This window comes from Bacillus sp. WMMC1349, from assembly GCF_013155385.1.
In the GTDB taxonomy this organism is placed as follows: Bacteria; Bacillota; Bacilli; order Bacillales; family Bacillaceae; genus Bacillus.
The window spans coordinates 1,478,297-1,498,524 of the sequence record NZ_JABJUQ010000007.1 but is presented as its reverse complement, the minus strand read 5'-3'; the positions used below and the strand labels follow the sequence as shown (position 1 = coordinate 1,498,524).

At 41.3% G+C, this 20,228-nt stretch carries 22 protein-coding genes; 1 reads left to right on the top strand and 21 read right to left on the bottom strand.

The features are described from left to right. Nucleotides 1-13: 13 nt before the first annotated feature. From rnc to HOO54_RS09915, 11 genes are all read right to left on the bottom strand, one after another. Nucleotides 14-763, bottom strand: a complete 750-nt coding sequence (gene rnc, locus HOO54_RS09965) for a ribonuclease III (protein ID WP_172294786.1) — start codon at nucleotides 761-763, stop codon at nucleotides 14-16. A 132-nt stretch (nucleotides 764-895) separates the two neighbouring features. Continuing rightward, complete coding sequence (acpP, locus tag HOO54_RS09960) at nucleotides 896-1,129, bottom strand: acyl carrier protein (RefSeq protein WP_003181706.1); 234 nt, start codon at nucleotides 1,127-1,129, stop codon at nucleotides 896-898. Between the two features lie 58 nt (nucleotides 1,130-1,187). Next, nucleotides 1,188-1,931 (bottom strand): 3-oxoacyl-[acyl-carrier-protein] reductase, encoded by a 744-nt coding sequence (fabG, locus tag HOO54_RS09955; RefSeq protein WP_172294784.1) that lies wholly within the window; start codon nucleotides 1,929-1,931, stop codon nucleotides 1,188-1,190. Continuing rightward, a complete protein-coding gene (fabD, locus tag HOO54_RS09950; RefSeq protein WP_172294782.1) occupies nucleotides 1,918-2,877 on the bottom strand; it encodes an ACP S-malonyltransferase in 960 nt (319 codons plus the stop codon). Before fabD ends, fabG begins: the two co-directional genes overlap by 14 nt. Before the next feature lie 18 nt (nucleotides 2,878-2,895). After that, nucleotides 2,896-3,888: a phosphate acyltransferase PlsX gene (plsX, locus tag HOO54_RS09945; protein ID WP_172294780.1), complete on the bottom strand. Its 993-nt coding sequence runs from the start codon at nucleotides 3,886-3,888 to the stop codon at nucleotides 2,896-2,898. 17 nt (nucleotides 3,889-3,905) lie between these two features. After that, complete coding sequence (gene fapR / locus HOO54_RS09940; RefSeq protein WP_172294778.1) at nucleotides 3,906-4,472, bottom strand: transcription factor FapR; 567 nt, start codon at nucleotides 4,470-4,472, stop codon at nucleotides 3,906-3,908. Between the two features lie 93 nt (nucleotides 4,473-4,565). Beyond that, nucleotides 4,566-6,614 (bottom strand): ATP-dependent DNA helicase RecG, encoded by a 2,049-nt coding sequence (gene recG / locus HOO54_RS09935; RefSeq protein ID WP_172294776.1) that lies wholly within the window; start codon nucleotides 6,612-6,614, stop codon nucleotides 4,566-4,568. Further along, complete coding sequence (gene sdaAA, locus HOO54_RS09930; RefSeq protein WP_172294774.1) at nucleotides 6,592-7,494, bottom strand: L-serine ammonia-lyase, iron-sulfur-dependent, subunit alpha; 903 nt, start codon at nucleotides 7,492-7,494, stop codon at nucleotides 6,592-6,594. The genes recG and sdaAA overlap by 23 nt, the downstream gene beginning before the upstream one ends. Before the next feature lie 24 nt (nucleotides 7,495-7,518). Next, on the bottom strand, nucleotides 7,519-8,181 hold the full coding sequence (gene sdaAB, locus HOO54_RS09925; protein ID WP_172294772.1) for an L-serine ammonia-lyase, iron-sulfur-dependent subunit beta: 663 nt from the start codon (nucleotides 8,179-8,181) through the stop codon (nucleotides 7,519-7,521). 461 nt (nucleotides 8,182-8,642) lie between these two features. After that, nucleotides 8,643-10,310 (bottom strand): DAK2 domain-containing protein, encoded by a 1,668-nt coding sequence (locus tag HOO54_RS09920; RefSeq protein WP_172294770.1) that lies wholly within the window; start codon nucleotides 10,308-10,310, stop codon nucleotides 8,643-8,645. Nucleotides 10,311-10,327: 17 nt separating this feature from the next. Continuing rightward, a complete protein-coding gene (locus HOO54_RS09915) occupies nucleotides 10,328-10,690 on the bottom strand; it encodes an Asp23/Gls24 family envelope stress response protein (protein ID WP_172294768.1) in 363 nt (120 codons plus the stop codon). 271 nt (nucleotides 10,691-10,961) lie between these two features. Here HOO54_RS09915 and rpmB point away from each other — a divergent pair, with 271 nt between their 5' ends. Continuing rightward, nucleotides 10,962-11,150, top strand: a complete 189-nt coding sequence (gene rpmB / locus HOO54_RS09910; RefSeq protein WP_003181685.1) for a 50S ribosomal protein L28 — start codon at nucleotides 10,962-10,964, stop codon at nucleotides 11,148-11,150. Between the two features lie 78 nt (nucleotides 11,151-11,228). On the opposite strand, the gene spoVM is transcribed toward rpmB, so the two are convergent. The 10 genes from spoVM to def all read right to left on the bottom strand — a co-directional run bounded on the left by spoVM (nucleotide 11,229) and on the right by def (nucleotide 20,205). Next, complete coding sequence (gene spoVM, locus HOO54_RS09905; RefSeq protein ID WP_172299467.1) at nucleotides 11,229-11,309, bottom strand: stage V sporulation protein SpoVM; 81 nt, start codon at nucleotides 11,307-11,309, stop codon at nucleotides 11,229-11,231. 50 nt (nucleotides 11,310-11,359) lie between these two features. Next, nucleotides 11,360-12,004: a thiamine diphosphokinase gene (locus HOO54_RS09900; protein ID WP_172294766.1), complete on the bottom strand. Its 645-nt coding sequence runs from the start codon at nucleotides 12,002-12,004 to the stop codon at nucleotides 11,360-11,362. 74 nt (nucleotides 12,005-12,078) lie between these two features. Further along, entirely contained in the window at nucleotides 12,079-12,735 is a 657-nt protein-coding gene (rpe, locus tag HOO54_RS09895; protein ID WP_172294764.1) for a ribulose-phosphate 3-epimerase, read from the bottom strand. Nucleotides 12,736-12,737: 2 nt separating this feature from the next. Further along, nucleotides 12,738-13,619: a ribosome small subunit-dependent GTPase A gene (gene rsgA / locus HOO54_RS09890; RefSeq protein ID WP_172294762.1), complete on the bottom strand. Its 882-nt coding sequence runs from the start codon at nucleotides 13,617-13,619 to the stop codon at nucleotides 12,738-12,740. Nucleotides 13,620-13,630: 11 nt separating this feature from the next. Further along, the gene (pknB, locus tag HOO54_RS09885) at nucleotides 13,631-15,577 is read right to left on the bottom strand and encodes a Stk1 family PASTA domain-containing Ser/Thr kinase (RefSeq protein ID WP_172294760.1); all 1,947 of its coding nucleotides are present in this window, start codon (nucleotides 15,575-15,577) and stop codon (nucleotides 13,631-13,633) included. After that, complete coding sequence (locus HOO54_RS09880; RefSeq protein WP_172294758.1) at nucleotides 15,571-16,335, bottom strand: Stp1/IreP family PP2C-type Ser/Thr phosphatase; 765 nt, start codon at nucleotides 16,333-16,335, stop codon at nucleotides 15,571-15,573. The genes pknB and HOO54_RS09880 overlap by 7 nt, the downstream gene beginning before the upstream one ends. A 7-nt stretch (nucleotides 16,336-16,342) precedes the next feature. Further along, nucleotides 16,343-17,431 (bottom strand): dual-specificity RNA methyltransferase RlmN, encoded by a 1,089-nt coding sequence (gene rlmN / locus HOO54_RS09875; RefSeq protein WP_172294756.1) that lies wholly within the window; start codon nucleotides 17,429-17,431, stop codon nucleotides 16,343-16,345. Further along, nucleotides 17,432-18,778 carry a 16S rRNA (cytosine(967)-C(5))-methyltransferase RsmB gene (gene rsmB, locus HOO54_RS09870; protein WP_172294754.1) on the bottom strand — a complete coding sequence of 449 codons (1,347 nt, stop codon included), beginning with the start codon at nucleotides 18,776-18,778 and terminating at the stop codon, nucleotides 17,432-17,434. Beyond that, a complete protein-coding gene (gene fmt / locus HOO54_RS09865) occupies nucleotides 18,765-19,718 on the bottom strand; it encodes a methionyl-tRNA formyltransferase (RefSeq protein ID WP_172299465.1) in 954 nt (317 codons plus the stop codon). Before fmt ends, rsmB begins: the two co-directional genes overlap by 14 nt. A gap of 4 nt (nucleotides 19,719-19,722) precedes the next feature. Further along, on the bottom strand, nucleotides 19,723-20,205 hold the full coding sequence (gene def, locus HOO54_RS09860) for a peptide deformylase (RefSeq protein ID WP_172294752.1): 483 nt from the start codon (nucleotides 20,203-20,205) through the stop codon (nucleotides 19,723-19,725). Nucleotides 20,206-20,228: the final 23 nt, after the last annotated feature.

The window sequence follows — 20,228 nt, the reverse complement described above, 5'->3', positions numbered from 1 at the left end:
TGGCAAGGGGGATTCATTGTTCAATATGGTGTTTTTGTAACTTTTCCAACGCTTCTTGGGCAGCATGCTGTTCAGCTTCTTTTTTGGATCGGCCGCTTCCTATTCCCAGTACTTCCCCTTTAAGCGATACATTGGCTTCAAATTCACGGTTATGTGCTGGACCTTTCTCCTGAAGAATCTTGTACTCTAAAGAACCTCGTCCATCACGCTGTACAAATTCCTGAAGTTGACTTTTAAAATCCATCACATGAGAAAAAGCACCTTCATCGATTTTTGGGAAGACATAAGCTTTCAGAAAGGTTACGACAGATTCAAGCCCTTGATCAAGATAAAGCGCACCGATAAAAGCTTCAAACACGTCAGCTAACAGTGCCGGCCGCTTTCTTCCACCTGTCATTTCTTCTCCTTTCCCCAAAAGAACAAGCTCTCCAAAAGAAAGCTCATGGGCCAGAGAAACCAATGAAGGCTCACATACAATCGCCGCTCTCAATTTTGTCAAATCACCCTCGCTCATTGCCGGGTATTTAGCGTATAAAAATTGAGAAATTGTCAGTTCCAAAACAGCATCTCCTAAAAATTCAAGCCTTTCATTATCTTCATAAGGCTTCTTTCGATGCTCATTCACATAAGATGAATGTGTAAACGCTTGGTATAAAAGCTTCTCATTTTGAAATTGAACCGAAATTCGTTCTTGAAACTGTTTAAACTGTTCCACTTTTTTATGAAACACTTTTCTGTCTTTGAAATGAGAATGTTTTGACATAGCAACCTCCATCTAGGTACCTCAAGTATACCTGGCCTCCTATAAAATCAGGTAGGCTTGGTCTTGGTTCGGCTTTTCTAAGCATAATAAAGGGATAAAGCCCCGTCTTTAAACGGGACTTTAAGTTAGAGCTTACTGCTTACTATTTATGTAGTTCACAGCGTCACCGACTGTTGCAATCTTTTCAGCATCTTCGTCAGAAATCTCCATGTCAAACTCGTCTTCAAGTTCCATGACCAGCTCAACTACATCCAGGGAGTCAGCTCCTAAGTCCTCTTTAAATGAGGCTTCAAGAGTGACGTCAGCCTCATCTACACCAAGGCGGTCTACGATGATTTTTGTTACACGCTCTAATGCGTCTGCCATAGCTATTCACCTCCCCTCAAGTATTATAGTTGATTCATTTTTAAAAAACCAGAGAAATTTAAATCATGACCATTCCGCCATCAATATTTAATGTCTGACCGGTCATGTAACGAGATTGTTCAGAGGCAAGGAAAACAACGACATTGCTAATGTCTGAAGGCTCGCCAAAACGGGCAAGCGGAATCTGCTTTAACATCTCATCTTGAAGCTCTTTTGTCAGTTTATCTGTCATTTCTGTTGAGATAAACCCTGGTGCAATCGCGTTCACAGTAATATGTCTTGAAGCGAGCTCTTTTGCCAAGGTTTTTGTTAAACCAATGACACCTGATTTTGCAGCGACATAATTAGCTTGTCCGGCGTTTCCGATCACTCCCACAACTGAGGCGACATTGATAATTCGACCGCTTCTTTGTTTCATCATCTGTCTTGTCACCGCTTTTGAACAGTTGAACACACCTTTTAAGTTTATGTTGATGACATCATCCCATTCATTCTCTTTCATTCTCATCAACAGATTGTCTTTCGTAATACCGGCATTGTTGACAAGAATATCGAGGGAACCAAAACGTTCAATTGTTTGTTTCATCATCGCTTGAACATCATCAGCTTTTGAAACATCAGCTTTGATCGCAACCGCATCTCGGCCGAGCGCTTTAATCTCATCAACAACTTCGTTTGCCTTCGCTTCATTTCCTGCATAATTGACCGTGACATTTGCTCCATGTTTAGCCAAATCCAGTGCGATTGCCCGGCCAATTCCTCTTGAAGCACCGGTGACAACTGCGGTTTTATTCTCCAGCATGTCCATGTTCCTCCTTCAAAGTTTGAACAGCAAGCTCAATTGTATTCGGGTCTGATACAGCAATTGTTTGAACTCTACGATTCACTTTTTTAACAAGTCCAGATAAAACTTTGCCCGGACCGATCTCAATGAAAGTTGTAACACCTTCGTCAATCAATCTGCTAATCGATTCCTCGAAGCGAACAGGTGAATACAACTGTTCAATCAGTTTTTGTTTAATGTCTTCTTTATCTGTCACAACATCAGCCGTTACATTAGAAATAACAGGTGTGGATGCATTTTCGATCTGGCAATGATCAAGGACTTCCTGCAATTTTTCGGCAGCAGGTTTCATGAGCTCAGAATGAAACGGCCCGCTGACTTCAAGTGGAATTGCTCGCTTTGCGCCATGTTCTTTCGCAAGTTCTGAGGCGTGTTCAACCCCTTTTGCAGTTCCTGAAATGACAATTTGTCCGGGACAGTTTAAGTTTGCCAGTTGAACAAGATTCCCTTCTTTGGACACTTGATCTGTTACATTTTTTAGTGCTTCACGATCCATGCCCAGAATCGCGGCCATCGCTCCTTCTCCAGCCGGGACAGCTTCATTCATAAATTCGCCCCGTTTTCTAACAGCATAAACAGCATCCTTAAAGGACATTGCGCCAGAAGCTACTAATGCCGAATATTCACCTAGACTATGTCCAGCCATGAAATCGGCTGTTATACCGAATTCCTTTAGTTTTTCAAGCGCGGCGATGCTTGCCGTTAGCAGGCTAGGTTGGGCATTGTATGTAAGTGTTAATTCTTTTGCATCTCCTTCAAACATAAGAGAGCTTAAGTTTGTTTCCAACGTTTGATCTGCTTCCTCGAATATCTGTCTTGCTTTCGGCTCTTTTTGATACAGTTCAAGTCCCATGCCAATATGCTGGGATCCCTGACCAGGGAATAAAAAAGCAATCTTACCCATTTTCAAAAAACCTCCAGACTATTCATCTGTTTTTTGTTTAATCTTTTGTTCAATACATGACGCAACATTTTGAGTGACCATTCCTCTCGCCTGACGGATGGCATGATAAATAGCTGATTCATCAGAAGAACCATGCGCTTTAATGACAGGCGCTTTCAAGCCAAACAGTCCGGCTCCTCCATATTCAGAGTAGTCCATTTTTGCTTTCATTTCTTTTAGCTTCGGTTTTAGCACAGAAGCAGCCAATTTCGTCGCAAAACTTGAGGTGAGCGTGCTTTTCAGCATTTTAAAAATCGATAGTGCGGCACCTTCGACCGTCTTTAAGGCAATGTTTCCAGTAAAGCCATCTGTCACAATGACATCTGCAACACCATCTAGCATGTCGCGCGCTTCAACATTACCAATAAAGTTAAGGTCTAATTTTTTTAGGTTTTGAAAGGCCTGTTTAGCTAGATCATTTCCTTTTTTTTCCTCTGTCCCTACATTCAATAGACCAATTCTCGGGTTCTTTACACCTAAAACGTGTTCACTGTAAACAGCCCCCATAATCGCATATTGAACAAGGTGTTCAGGTTTAGCATCTACATTTGCACCAACATCAAGGAGGAGAAAACCGTCTCCAGATACCGTTGGTAAAGTCGGTGCTAAGGCAGGTCTTTCGATTCCTTCAATCCTGCCGACGACAAATAATCCAGCTGTCATCAAGGCTCCTGTATTCCCGGCAGAAATACAGGCATCTGCTCTTCCCTCAGCAACTTCTGTAGCCATCAGAACCATTGACGAGTTTTTCTTTCTTCTTACAGCACGAACAGGCTCATCTGTCGCTTCAATCACTTCTTCTGCATGTTTAATATGAATCCGCTCATGGTCTGTTAAATGAGCAGCAATTTTTTCTTGATCACCAACAAGTGTGATGTCTAGATCTTTAAAATCCGCAATGGCTTTCATTACACCATCGATAACGGCTTTAGGAGCATGGTCGCCACCCATAGCATCAACAGCAATTCTCATGACATATGCGCCACCTTCTAAGATTGTTTTGAACGATACATGACAAATTCGCCTGAAAACACAGGGTCCTCTGCAACATAGCTGTTAACATTGACAATCGTTCTACCTTTTTCTTTATCAAGTTTAACGACTTTTGCTTTTGCCACAACCCGTTCACCTTGTTTGACTTGCCGGGTGAAGCGAATATCCGCTTTAGCGGTTAATGCAAGGTCATCATTGATCACTGCAACAGCAAGTGAGTTAGCCTGAGCAAATAAATGATGTCCTCTTGCAATTTGATTGCGACTGAAAACATGTTCCTTTTTAATTTCAAGAATCGAAATCGCTTGATCATCCAGCTCAAGATCAATGATTTCCCCGATTACTTCATCAAGTGGAAGTGATTTCACTTCGTCTTCAAGGGACTTTTCTGCGACACTTTTAATTCTTTCCCTCAGTTCAGGGATAGAAAGTTCCAAACGGTCTAAACGAATCGTCTGAATGCTGACATTAAACTGTTCCGCCAACTCTTCATCAGTTATAAATGGGGTCCTATTAATGGTCTGCTGCAGCAATTCTTGGCGTTCTCTTTTACTTTTTCTCATATTTATAAACACCATCCGCGGGAATTATGACTAGGTACTAATAGTAGTATATAATTTCATAGATTAGAATGCAATATTCTTTGTCTATGATGATCAACTTAATTTTTCCCCATCCATTATTCCACTGTTCTGTAAATACTCTCTTAATCCGGCATACTTGTCTTCTGACCAGAACGCTTTTGATGAAATAAGCTCTGTCGCATCTTGTCTTGCTGTCTCAAGAGCGCGATAGTCATGAACCAAATCTGCAACTTTAAATTCAGGCACTCCACTTTGTTTTTTTCCGAAAAAATCACCCGGTCCTCTTAATTCCAAATCTTTTTCTGAAAGTTCAAAGCCGTCTGTTGTTTCAGACATGATCACCATACGTTCTTTGCCCGTTTCAGATTTTGGATCTGCCATTAGAATGCAATATGATTGGTGATCACCGCGCCCGACCCGACCGCGAAGCTGATGTAGCTGTGAGAGTCCGAAACGGTCAGCATCATAAATGACCATGATCGTTGCGTTTGGAACGTTCACCCCGACTTCAACGACAGTCGTTGAGACAAGAATTTGACATTCATTTTGACTGAACTGTCTCATCACTTGTTCTTTCTCATCATTAGGCAATTTACCGTGCATGAGTCCGATCTGCCACCTTCCTTGAAAAGCATGAGTCAACATGCTGTGTACATCGATCGCATTTTGGACATCAAGCTTGTCTGATTCTTCAATCAGCGGACAGATCACATAGGCCTGCCTACTTTTTTTCAGCTCTTTTTCGATAAAAGCCATAATGCGTTCCAACATATCATGTTTAACCCAGTACGTTTCAATTTGTTTGCGCCCTGCCGGCATTTCATCAATAACAGAGACATCCATTTCACCGAAAACTGTGATTGAAAGTGTCCGGGGAATCGGTGTCGCTGTCATAAAGAGAACATCAGGGTCTTTGCCTTTACTTCTCAACTTTTTTCTCTGCTCTACACCAAAACGATGTTGTTCATCAGTGATGACAAGCCCAAGCTGTTTAAAATGAACATCCTCCTGAATTAAGGCATGTGTCCCCACTAAAATATCGATGTCTCCGTTTATTAATCTTTCTAGAAGCTCCCGCCTTCGCTTGCCTTTGACAGAACTAGTTAAGAGCGCAATACGAACATCCTCCCGGGCAAATAAAGAAACCAATGAATCAGCATGCTGTTCCGCTAAGATTTCGGTAGGAACCATTAATGCTCCCTGATAACCAGAAAGAAGACAAGCGTACAAAGCAATGGCAGCGACAGCCGTTTTACCCGATCCTACATCACCTTGCAGTAAACGATTCATTCTAAAATCAGAAACCATATCTTTTAAAATATCATCTAGGGCTTTAGCCTGGGCATTTGTCAAGGTATAGGGAAGACTGTTAACAAATGCATCGACAGCCTCGATGTTAAAGGTATGTTTGAGCCCGTCAGAATGTTCCCTTTCAAACTTGCGTAACGCTTGCATCTTTAGTTGAAATAGTAAAAATTCTTCATAAACAAAGCGGCGCCGTGCCTGTTTCAATGCTTCCCGTGTCTTTGGTTGATGGATCGCTCTTACCGCGTCTTGATAAGGAAGGAGTTTGTATGTGATCCGAAGTTTTTCAGGCAAGAGGTCCTGAGCAAATTGTAAATGGTTGTTGATCGCTTCCTGAATCAGCTTCCGCATCATCTTAACAGTTAGCTTTTCTTTTACTGAGTAAATAGGCTCAATCGTTTGAGTATTCTGATGTGGTCCATTTTTTAATTCTTGAACCATGATCGATTGCCTATGCTTGTCCCATTTTCCTAAAATGGTCATGACAGAGCCAAGCGTAAGTTTCTTTTTCAAATATGGACGGTTAAAACAAACCGCTGTAATTAAATAATTTCCTACAAGTAGCCGGAATGTAAGGCGGCTCCGTTTTTTTCCGTAATAGGTAAGAGAAGGTTCACTGTGAACCTTCCCTTCTATTGTTACTCTTTCCTCGTGTGCAACGTCTTCCAAATCACGCAACTCATAATCATCATATCTGTACGGAAAATAGTTTAACAGATCGGAAATGTTGTATATCCCGAGCTCATTTAACGTTTTCTCCGTTTCCGCTCCGACTCCTTTGATGGCAGATATACTAGTTTGTAAATGATTTTCCACGTGTCACTGATGCCCCTCCAAATATTTTTTTCTCAAGTTCCTTTCCTGTCGGTGTTGCGGCCAAGCCCCCTCGCCCCGTCTCTCTCAATGCTGTCGGCATCGTTTGCCCGATTTTATACATTGCATCAATCACTTCATCATACGGAATTCGGCTTGTAATACCGGCAAGTGCCATATCTGCTGCAACCATTGCATTTGCAGCACCCATTGCATTTCGTTTCACACATGGAACTTCGACAAGCCCTGCAACAGGATCACAAACAAGACCGAGTACATTTTTCAAGGCGATCGCCATCGCTTCTGCACATTGTTCAGGGTTTCCCCCAGCCATTTCTACAATTGCTGCTGCTGCCATTCCCGAAGCTGAACCAACTTCAGCCTGGCAACCGCCTGCTGCTCCGGAAATGCTAGCGTTATTGGCTACGACAAAGCCAAATGCCCCTGAAGTAAATAGAAAACGGATCATCTGTTCCTTCGTCGGATTAAGCTTATGTTTAACTGCGAATAATGTACCTGGGACAACACCGGCAGATCCTGCAGTCGGTGTCGCACAAATGGTTCCCATTGCCGCATTGACTTCGTTTGTCGCAACCGCTTTACTGACAGCATCTAAAATCACATCTCCTGATATTCCTTTTCCAGCTTGGAGATATGCTTGAAGTTTAACGGCATCTCCACCGGTTAGCCCAGAATGAGACTTAACCCCGGTGATCCCTTTTTCAACAGCAGCTTCCATAACCGCTAAATTTTCTTCCATTTGTTCAAAAATAGTTTCCCGGGTCCGCCCTGAAACTTCGATTTCCTGCCTAATCATCATTTCTGATATGGAGGCATTTTTCTCTTTTGTCAGCTCAATGAGTTCTTTCACATTTCGAAACATGTCATCCCCCTCTTTTCTTACCTGTTAGTCAGCAATTTGTGTAACATCAATGATATTCGGCAGTGCTCTCAGTTCTTCAAAGACAACCGGATCGATGAATTGGTCCACTTCAATCGTCATGAGTGCTTCTTGACCGACATCTTTTCTGGCAACTTCCATATGACCGATGTTAATGGCGAATTTAGCCAGAACATTAGCAACACCAGCAATTGTCCCATACCGGTCATTATGAATCACTAAAATAGCCGGGTGATTTCCTGATAGTCTAAGTTCAAAGCCGTTCAGTTCGATAATTTCGATTTTACCTCCGCCAATTGATATCCCCACAAGTTCAAGAGTTCCTTGATGATCGGAGATAAGAATGCGGGCTGTATTCGGATGTTTTGGCACCGCTTCTTCTTCGCGAAACTCAATCTCAATTCCTTTTTCTTCGGCAAGTCGAATGGCGTCTTTTATTCTTTCATCAAATGTGTCAAAGTCTAAGAGACCGCCAATGACCGCAACATCTGTCCCATGTCCTTTATAGGTTTCCGCAAAAGAGCCGTAAAAAGATACTATAATTTTTTGCGGCTCTCTCGCAAACAGGCTTCTAGCCACTCTCCCGATTCTCGCAGCGCCTGCGGTGTGGGAGCTTGATGGTCCGATCATAACCGGTCCGATAATATCAAACACACTTCTGTACTTCATCAATATCCCCCTTTAATCATACAAATTGTCCGCCATTCTCCAAAAGCCGTTTTTTTTAGACTAATCGATCATATCTCAATTGGCAAGAAAGATGATGCATCTTTATGAAAGCGTTTTTTTATTTGGATGGGACTTTTAGTTAATGATACACTCTGTATACTCCCAGCCTTTGAAATGAACATCCATCGTATTGTTTTTTATCAATATGCAGCTTGATTGACTTTGTGTGATCTGGTTGAAACTATCAAATTACTGCTTGAATTTTTATTTTCACTGATGGGTTATGTCAACAATCAGTCACTGTTACCATATATAAATTCCGAATATTTGTTCCCGCCTTATTATAGCGGGATTTTAGAAAATCATCAATACATTGAAAATGGAAGAAGGAGCGTTTTTTAAATGTGAAAAGGGCGTCCAATAGTCACAAAATTGACTGTTGGGCACCCTTTTAAACATGATTATTCTACAGATAAAATATAAGCGTATAACGGTTGTTTTCCGTTATGAACTTCGACTTCGACTTCATCATGCGTTTCCCTAATAAAGTGAGCAAGGTCTTCGGCATCTTCTTGTGAAGCATCTTCCCCTTTAATAATTGTGACAATTTCACTGTCTTCATCAATCATCTTAGAGACCAGCTTTTTGGCTGCTGACAATTGTTCTGTAGCGGTGTCAACGATTTTTCCATTTAAGATGCTCATAAAATCGCCTTTTTTAATGTCAATCCCATCAATGTTCGTGTCTCTAACCGCATATGTGATCTGACCGCTTTTGACATCTTCGATCGCCTCAAGCATAGTAGCCTCATTTTCTTTTATCTCAAGCTGAGGATTGAAGGCTAGCAATGCAGCCATTCCCTGTGGAACAGTTTTTGTCGGAATCACGATCACATTTTGTTCAACAACAGTTGCTGCTTGGTTTGCCGCCATCACAATATTTGAGTTATTCGGCAATATCACGACGTTGTCTGCATGAGTGTTTTGAATCGCTGCAACGATGTCTTCTGTGCTCGGATTCATCGTCTGGCCGCCTTCTATTACAGCTGTTGCACCAATACTTTGGAAAAGTTCTGCAATTCCTTTGCCCATTGCCACCGTCACAATACCATATGGTTGCTTTTCAGCAGTTACCTTTTGTGTAGCTGTTTCAGTTTGATTTTGATTGATAATCGCACTGTGCTGTTCTCGCATATTTTCAATTTTCATATTGACTAAGCTACCGTATTTTTGCGCATAACTTAAGACTTCTCCCGGATATTCCGCATGAATATGAACTTTCGCAAGGTTTTCATCAGATACGACAAGCAGCGAATCGCCGAAACGACTTAAATCTTGGCGGAAATTCTCTTCATCAAACGCTTGTTGGTCTTGACCGAGCTTGACCATAAATTCTGTGCAATAACCGAATTCAATATCTTCTGTGCTCATTTGACTTTGCGCATTTTTATGATGTTCAGCGCTGACAAGGTCGTCCAATGCTGGAAGTGATGTGACCTGATTTGAAAGTTTTTCTCCTTTCAAAGAGGCCAAAAACCCTTGATAAACACATAAAAGCCCTTTACCTCCACTGTCAACAACACCGACTTCTTTTAACACCGGCAACAATTCAGGTGTCCGTTCTAATGAAGCTGCAGCTTCACTGACTACAGCTTCCATAACCGCGATGATATCGCTTTCGGTCTGAGCAGTAGCAACTGCTTTTTGGGCTGCATCTTTGGCGACAGTCAAAATTGTGCCTTCAATCGGTTTCATAACGGCTTTATAGGCAGTGTCAACACCTGCCTGAAAAGCGGCTGCAAATTCCTTTGCATCGATTTCGCTTTTCTGCTCAATCGATTTTCCAAAACCTCTAAACAACTGTGATAAAATGACGCCTGAGTTTCCCCGGGCTCCCATTAAAAGTCCTTTTGAAAGACCTGCTGCCACTTCCCCTATTTTTTCAGTATGAAGCTGTTTTACTTCTTTTGCACCAGATGTCATCGATAAGTTCATGTTTGTACCCGTATCTCCGTCCGGAACTGGAAATACGTTTAACGCATCAACTACTTTTGCGTTTTGAGACAGATGGTGCGCGCCATACAGAACCATGTCTGCAAATGCTTTCCCATCTAAAATTCGTTTAGACACTCTTGTTTTCCTCCTAACTACGGGTTCGTCACTCGTACTCCTTGAACGTAAATGTTTACGGAATCAACTGCGAGACCTACTGTATGATCCAGCGTGTATTTGACTTTTGTTTGGACATTGTGCGCTACTTCTGAAATTTTTGTTCCATAGCTAACAATGATATACATGTCAATATGTATACGGTCATCTTCCTGACGCACAATCACTCCACGGCTGAAATTTTCTTTTCGAAGGATCTCAGTCAATCCGTCTTTAATTTGGTTCTTAGATGCCATACCTACGATCCCGTAACAGTCAATCGCCGCGCCTCCGGCAACCATGGCAATGACTTCATTTGATATATCAATTTGTCCGTATTTTGTTCGAAATTCAATGGACACATCGGTTCCTCCTTTTTAGGTTATCTTGACCGAGTTAACACCATTTTACTATAAGGATCTTCTTTTTTAAAGAACAGGTACAGACCCAATCCTACTTATACTACAGGCCGCCTATTTTTTCAAGATGTCAAGTGAATATTCTTGAAAGGAGAACAAACAATAGTTGCAAACGATTTTCGGCTGTGGTAAATTATTAAAGTACCTTAAGCATCATAATGTAATCAATTCATAGAGAATGATGATGTTTTTTTGAGAGTTAGGAGGGAAAGAAATGGCACGTAAATGCGTAATTACAGGCAGAAAATCACGTTCTGGAAATTCTCGTTCTCACGCGATGAACGCTTCTAAACGCACATGGGGAGCAAACGTTCAAAAAGTGCGCATCCTTGTGAATGGTAAGCCTAAAAAAGTATATGTATCAGCTCGAGCTTTGAAATCCGGAAAAGTTGAGCGTGTATAAGAAATAAACGCCTGCCTAGAGAGCAGGCGTTTTTACATGTTTTTCAGTTTGGGAACACAAAGCGCACGAGGCGCTTTCTTAATTTTTGCGAAACGAGCCTAACATCGCCCGAACAATTCCCCCTAAAAACTTCGGCAACTTAATGGTATAAAATTTCATTTTGTTCCCTCCTCAAGAGTCCCATAACCGCATGTATCACTAGGTTATTTTTAATCATTGCTTCTTATCATGATTAATATGCCTTCCGTAAAAGAAAACGCACCTTTTGAATGGATGAGTTCATTACTAATACATAGTGTAGATCCAAGTGTAATATGACAATTATTTAAAGAATACTTAAAACCGGTTAGAGACAGGTTTTTGACCAATTCTGTAAACGGTAGAAATGAAACATATGGCTTTGATGGATCATGGCTCACTGTATAGGAACCAGGGGAAAACATGCTAATGGTGTTTTGCCTATCAATCATGACTGTGTCGACCTTCTTTTTCAGTGTTTGATAAAGAAGCTGGATATTCCCAAGAAAATGATCTGCTCTTCCTCCTGATATCCCAAAGAGTTTGATTGAGAGAGGCTCTTGTTCAACAGCCCAACTAAGAGCAAGGTCAAGATCAGTCTGATCTTTTTCAGCTTGATAGATATGAAAATGCGGCGCCACACCTTCCAACGCTATCTTTTGTTCATTTGTGATACTATCAAAATCGCCAAATACTTCATGCGGGATGATCCCTGCCTCGAGAAGTGTCGCCGCCCCTCGGTCAACACCAATCCAATGTGTGCTGCTATCATGATATGCTGACAAATCCGGGATGAGACAACTGGGACCTCCTGCCATAATATTAATTTTTTTCATTGCTCTGTCCTTTCTATCTTAAAAAAGAGCACAGCTGTCAGCTGGCTCTTATTTTAGTGTACATGGAATAGATATTATTCAGTCGCTTTTTTTAGATCAGAAATCGCTTTTTGACGATCTTTTTCATTATAAATTGCCGAACCAGCGACTAGCAAGTTTGCTCCGGCGTTTATACATTGTACTGCCGTCTGTCGATTAACTCCTCCATCAACTTCAATCAATAGTTCAGTAAGCCCTTTTTGATCAGCAAGTTCCTTGACCTGCTTGATTTTCGGAACAACAGAAGAAATAAATGACTGCCCGCCAAAACCTGGATTTACCGTCATTAATAATACAAGGTCAAGATCTTCGATAACATGCTCGATCTGCTGAACAGGAGTATGCGGATTTAAAACGACACCGGCTTTGATTCCTTGCTCCTTGATGAGCTGGATCGTTCTATGCAGGTGTGGGCATGCTTCGGCATGAACGGATAGAATGTCCGCTCCCGCTTTTTTAAATGCAGGAATATATTGATCTGGATTCTCTATCATTAAATGAACATCAAGTGGAAGTTCTGTGATGGGACGGACAGCCTCAACCACAAGCGGACCGATCGTCAGGTTGGGAACAAAATGCCCGTCCATCACATCGATATGAATAAAGTCGGCTCCACCTTGTTCCACATCTTTAATCTCTTCACCAAGACGGGAAAAATCAGCTGACAGAATGGATGGCGCAATATATACCATATTTAATACCTCGGCTTTCTATCTTTTATTTCGGTTAAAAACTCAACATAATGGTCATACCGATAAGATGTAATTTCTCCTGTTTCCACAGATCTTTTAACAGCGCAATTCGGCTCTTTTATATGCAAACATCCGCGAAATTTGCACTCAGCGCTTTTTTCAGCAATTTCCAAAAACGTATCCCCTAGTTCTTCTGCTTCAATACTGGAAAATTCAAGTGAACTGAAACCGGGTGTATCGGCAACAAGTCCATTACTTGTATAAATAAGCTCGACATGCCGGGTTGTATGTTTTCCCCTGCCTAAATGGCTTGAAATTGTATCGGTTTTCAGCTGAAGATCAGGGCTGATTGCATTTAAAAGCGAAGATTTCCCCACACCTGACTGGCCGGCAAATACAGTGATAGTGTCTTTAAAATGCGGAATGAGATCGTTTAAACCACTCTCATTTTTAGTTGAAACTAAACAAACGTGATAACCGATCTTCCGATAGTCTTCTGCATATTGATGAATCTCTTTTAGACCATCCTCTGATAGTAAATCGGTCTTTGTAATGCAAATGATCGGTTTAATCTGATTTGCTTCAACAAGTACTAAAAACCGATCCAATAGTGAAGTGCTAAAATCGGGTTCTTTTGCAGAAAACACAAGAACAGCCTGATCAACATTGCTAATAGGAGGCCTGACAAGCTGATTGTCTCTCTCTTTGATCTCCAACAAATAACCTTCTTTATCATTGTCAGCCTGATAAACAACATGATCGCCAACAAGAGGAGTGACTTTATTTTTCCTGAAATTCCCTCTCCCTCTACATTGAATGATTTGATCTCCATCCAATACATAATAAAAGCCGCTTAACGCTTTTATAATTTTGCCCTCAGGCATAGCGCACCTCCTTAGTCATCCTCTGGATACTCAATGGTTTTTGATTTGACTACTTTATCATTGATCATGACTTGGTAATAACCTTTCTTCTCAGGACTAATTTTAAATTTGATTGTTCGCTTCGTTGCCTCTGTAATCTTGAAGTGTTCATAAGTGTCAGAAATGCTATGATCTTCATCATCTATTGCAATCTTGACGTCTAGTTTTTCTCCCTCTGATTCCGGTTCATAAGGTATGTCAATTTTTTCAGTTACTGATTTAATTGGTTTTTCTTTAGGTCCAAGAGAAAATGTGATCTCAATCTTTTCACCTGGTTTCACAGCTGTCCCTGCTGCAGGTTTCTGCTTCATGACTTGCCCCTTAGGAACATCTTTAGAATGCGCTTCTTTTTCAACAAGGACAAGTTGATGATCATCTAAATAGCCTGAAGCCGCTTGTTTGCTGTAAGTTGTTAAATCCCTTAAGGATGTTGCTTTTGGTCCTATACTAACCGTTAATTTGACTTCATCGTCACTGGGAACAATCTCAGATCCTGCTAAAGGCTGTTGACTAACAATGGTGCCAGCCGCTTCGTCATCATTTATCTCTTCAGTAACTACATGTTTAAAACCATTTTCTTTAAGGATTTTTTTACCTGCATCAATGTTTTGGCCTGTCACATCATTGACTTCTTTTTTCTCTTTGCCAGAACTTTTATAAAGTTTGATTGTTGAACCCTCTTTGACAACATCGCCAGCTTCTGGGTCTGACTTTACAATCAAACCTTTTTTCACCTTTTCATCTGCTATATTTTCAGTATTTGGATCAATATCAAACCCCTGCTTCTCAAGCTTTGTGACAGCCTTTTTATATTCAAGTCCATTCACATTCGGAACTTCGACATCTTTAGGCATAAACAATGATGGAAACACTGTAACGGCTAAAACAGCTGATGTCGCTAAAACAAAAAATAGTGTTAATAAAACGAGCAGCCAAACTTTTCTTTTTTTCTTTCTTTTGCCTTGTTTCGATATATGAGAGGTTTCTTCGGACTGATTTATGTTTGCTGGCTCAGAGGTTTTCTGCTGATCTTTAATAATCGGAATCGCTTTTGTCATTTCATCTGTAGGAATGACAAATTTGTTTTCATTTATTCTATTAGGATCAAAAGCCGTCTTTAGATCTTTTTCCATATCTTCTGCCGTATCATAACGATGAAACGGATCTTTTGTCGTTGCCTTCAAAACAATATTTTCGACGCTTTGCGGCACAGATGCATTCCACCTTTTTACTGAAGGGGTTTCTGCCTGCAGATGTTTAAGTGCTATGCTGACCGCTGATTCTCCTACAAATGGGGTCTGGGCTGTCAAAAGCTCAAACATGACAATACCAAGTGAATAAATGTCGGATTTTTCCGTTGATAATCCGCCTTTTGCCTGTTCAGGTGAAAGATAATGGACAGAACCCAAAACCGAATTGTTGTGAGTAATGGTTGTTGAACTTAATGCCATGGCAATCCCAAAATCGGTTACTTTAATATGTCCCATATGATTGATTAAGATATTGTGGGGTTTGATATCTCTGTGAACGATTTGATTTTCATGGGCATGGGCAATTGCAGAAACAATCTGTTCCATAATACTGACTGTTTCTTTCGGATGAAGAGCACCATTTTGATTTATGTATTCTTTGAGCGTCATCCCCTCAACATACTCCATGACGATATAATAGATGTTATCTTCTTCTCCAACATCATAAATGCTGACGATATTCGGATGATCAAGACTGGCGGCAGACTGTGCTTCCCTTCTGAACCTTCTGATAAAATCGGCATCATGAACGAAGTCAAATCGCAGAACCTTAATGGCAACTTCCCGATCAAGTATGATGTCTTCAGCTAAATAGACATTTGCCATACCTCCTCCGCCAATGACGCGCAGGATTTGGTAACGTCCGCTAATTCTTTTGCCGATCAACACTTGTCTTCACCTACTTTAGTTTGGGGAGGAAGCTCTAATAACACAACAGTGATGTTATCATCACCACCATTATCATTTGCCATCTGGACAAGCTGTTCTGCCGTATTTTCTATAGATATTGAAGATTGTAAAACGTCTTTTAGCTTTAGATCATCTATCTTGTTTGTTAAACCGTCAGAACATAATAGAATTTGATCACCTGGTTCGACTTCAAAAGAACGCGCCTCAACAGTTACTGTTGGTTCTGTACCAAGGGCTTTTGTCAACACGTTTTTTCGCGGATGGTGTTGAGCATCTTCTTTCGAAATGCTTCCCGTCTTCACCAACTCATTAACGAGCGAATGATCCTCTGTAAGCTGCGTAAAACTGTTTTCATGCAACAGATAACAACGGCTATCTCCAATATGGGCCACCGTTAAAGATTTTCCTGTATATAATGCACTGACAACCGTTGTCCCCATTCCTTGGCATTCTTGATATGTTCTCGAATGGTCGTGTAATTTTTGATTAACAGCAGCAATTTGTTCGATCAACCAGGCTTCGCTATCAGCAGGGGTAGACGGAATCATTTCCGCTTGCTCCCAAATGTCTCGAAGGGTTGAAACCGCCATCTTGCTTGCTACATCACCAGCAAGATGACCTCCCATTCCATCACAAACAACTGCCAATACAAGCTCCCCTGTTTTTGTAAAAATGCCGGCATCATCTTCATTATGCTGCCGTATTTTCCCCCTATCCGTTATTAAGGCTGTTTTCAACCTTGATTCACCTCGTCTCTTCTTGACGCTCCTTTGCTCGCAACTGTCCACAAGCAGCGTCAATATCATGGCCTTGCTCTCTTCTGATCGTCACATTCACTCCATGTGTCTTTAATGTTTTTTCAAAGGCAAAAATCTGCTCTTTTGGTGTTCTGACATAGTCTCGTTCAGGTACATAATTGACGGGAATTAAATTAACATGACATTTGATTCCTTTTAATAAGCGGGCCAGTTCTTCAGCATGTTCAACCTGATCATTGACACCGCCAAAAAGCCCGTATTCAAAGGTTACTCTTCTGCCAGTTTTCTCAATATAATAGTCAACCGCCTTCATTAACTCAGGTAATTTGTACGCTCTGTTGATCGGCATTAAGCGGCTTCTGATCTCGGTGTTCGGTGCATGCAGGGAAATCGCAAAGTTAATCTGTAATTTTTCATCTGCGAACTGATAAATTTTCGGAACAATCCCACTTGTCGATACTGTGATGTGACGCGCACCGATGTTCAGCCCTTGATCATGGTTGACAATTTTTAAAAATGCGAGCATTTCTTCAAAATTGTCAAATGGCTCACCAATTCCCATAATAACAATCGAACTGACGCGCTCATCTGTTTCATCAAGCGCTTGCTGAACTTTGACAACCTGTGCCACGATCTCGCCCGCTTCAAGGTTTCTCTTCAGTCCTCCGAGCGTAGAGGCACAAAATGTACAGCCGATTCGGCAGCCAACTTGGGTCGTTACACAAACAGAGTTGCCATATTCGTGTCTCATTAAAACGGTTTCGATTGTATAACCGTCATGAAGTTCAAATAAAAATTTCATCGTTCCATCCTGAGATGTCTGTTTGACAGCTGTTTTTAAAGTTGTCAAGACGAAATGCTCTTCCAGTTTGGCACGAAGTTCTTTTGAAAGGTTTGTCATCTCAGCAAAAGATGCCACCCTTTTTTCATAAAGCCATTCAAAAATTTGTGAAGCGCGGAACGGTTTTTCATTGTACTCTTTTAGCCATTTTTTAAGCTCAGCCATTTCAAAAGAATAAATGGATGGTTTACTAGTTCGTAACTCTTTTCTAACCTTTTGTTTTGATTCAGTCATTTATGATCCCTTCTTTCTCATGCTGCAAATAAAGAAGCCGTCGGTGCCGAAATAGTGGGGCAGAATTTGAATTCTACCGTCTTCTACATAAGGTACCGTCTTTTCTGGAAGCCTCTCTTTCAGTGTAAGATCCGCTTCAAATTCATGATGTTCTCCTAAAAAAGCTTGGACCACCTGGTCATTTTCCGTTTTGTCCATCGTGCATGTACTGTATACAAGTGTACCGCCTTTTTTTAATAAAGGGGCAACTTCCCTTAATATCGCCAGTTGAATTCCAGCAAGCCTTGCGTTGTCAGCAGGTGTCTTACTATATTTCACATCAGGCTTTCTGCGAATGACACCAAAACCTGAACATGGAGCATCAACTAAAATCCGATCAAATTGTTCTATTTTGAAGGCTTCCCCAGCTTTTCTAGCATCCATCGTTGCGGTTTCAATATTAGAAAGCCCGAGCCGTTCGGCTGCCTGTTTTATCAATTTTACTTTATGCTGGTGAAGATCGAGCGAGATCACTTTTCCAGTACTTTTTAGAAGCTCACCGATATGGGTTGATTTTCCTCCCGGTGCAGCACAAGCATCAAGGATTGTTTCTCCAGACTTTACACCTAGTGCTCTGGCAACCAACATGGAGCTTTCATCCTGAATGGTCACAGTGCCTTCTTTAAAAAAGGAGCTTCCCGCAATGGTTCCTTTTAACAGTTTGAGTGCATCCTCAGACAAGTCACCTTTTTCAGCCTTAATTCCCTCTTCTTGCAAAAGGTTTAGTAAAGTGCTCCTGTCATACTTCAGTTTGTTGACACGAATCGTCTGTTTAGGCGGTATCATATGAATCCGACAAATTTGTTCAGCCGCAGCAAATCCATATGTATCAACCCAATTTTTGACAAGCCACTCTGGATGGCTCGTTTCGATGGCTAAACGTTCAATCGGATCGGTGATTTCCGCAAATGAAGGTACACCCTCTCTTTGAATCGAACGCAGGACTCCATTCACAAATGAAGAAATTCCTTTATGACCTCGTTTCTTAGCAATTTCAACAGCTTCAAACAATGCGGCTCGGTCTGGGATTTTCTCAAGATACTCCATTTGATATAGTGACATTCTTAAAAGGTGAACCACCCATAGTTTCACCTTTTCCGGCTTTTTAATAAACGGTTTTAACATATAATCCAGTGCAAGTTGATGTTGAAGGGTTCCATAAACAAGTTCTGTCAATAATCCTTTGTCTTTATCATTTAAGTCGTGTGTTTTCATGACAGATTGGAGTAAAAGGTTACTATATGCCTGATTTTGATCAAGTTTAATCAATGCGTCAAGTGCAACTTCTCTCACATTACTTTTCTTCATTATGATGACCTAATTTCGTTCCGACTTGAAGACTAGCTCCTCTGACAAAATCTTCGCCCTTCATTCTTTTTTTCCCTGCAGGCTGCAGTTCTGTTACTTTTAAATAGGTCCTATTGCCTGTTGCTACAATAATTCCGTCTTTTTCGATGCTGATCACTTCTCCAGGTGAAGCGTTCTTTTCAGCAGATACTTTTTGCGCTTCCCAAATTTTCAATGTTTGACCAGAGAGGAGCGTGTAGGCGACAGGCCAAGGATTTAAGCCGCGGACTTGATTATACAAATCCTCACCAGACCTTGACCAATCCATCCGTTCTTGCTCTCTTTTAATGTTCGGTGCATATGTCGCTCTTTCTTCGTCCTGCTTTTCTGGTGTTACAGAGCCCTCAATGACCTTCGGAACTGTTTGAGAGAGAAGTGCTGCTCCTGCTTTGCTAAGTTTATCATGAAGCGTTCCCACATTATCATCTTCTTCGATATTAACTTCAACTTTGGCAAGCATATCCCCAGCATCTAGTCTTTCCACCATATACATGATCGTAACACCTGTTGTTTGTTTACCTTCAAGAATGGAGTAATGGATAGGTGCTCCCCCGCGAAGTTCAGGCAAAAGTGAGGCATGGACATTGATACAACCATATTTAGGATAATCTAACAGTTTACTCGGTAATATTTGACCGAATGCTGCCGTAACGATTAAATCTGGCTTTAAGTCAAGGATTTTGTCTGTTTCTTGCTCCTCTCTCACTTTCTCAGGTTGAAGCACAGGAATCCCGTGCTTCATTGCTTCTTCCTTTACAGGAGGTGGTGTCATCACCTTTTTTCTGCCTTTCGGACGGTCTGGCTGTGTGACAACTCCTACTACTTCATAGCCGTCGTTAATCAGCGTATTGAGAACTGGAACTGAAAAATCCGGGGTTCCCATAAATACAATCCTTGTCATCCAATCATCCTTCCATTTCCTCAAGTTCTTCCTCATCATAATACCGTATCACTTTGGACGTAAATAAAATCCCATCTAAATGGTCAATCTCATGGAGAAGCGCTCTCGCTAAAAAGCCGTCCGCCTCAATTGTAAATGGTTTTCCGTGGCGGTTTAATGCCCTCACTTTAACATAATTAGATCGTTTGACTTCTCCGTATAAACCAGGAAAGCTTAAACAACCTTCAGGTCCTATTTGCTCACCACGTTGTGCCATCACCTTCGGATTGATCAGCTCAATTTTCCCCGTTTCATCACCAATATCAACAACAGCGACTCTTTTTAAGACACCGATTTGCGGGGCGGCAAGTCCGACTCCATCAAATTCGAGCATCGTATCATACATATCACCCAGTAGTTTTTTTAAAGATTTATCAAATGCCGTTACAGGCTCAGCAGATGTTTCCAGAACATCCGCTGGATACATGACAATCGGTTTTACTGCCAATCTAAAAAGCCCTCCATCACAAT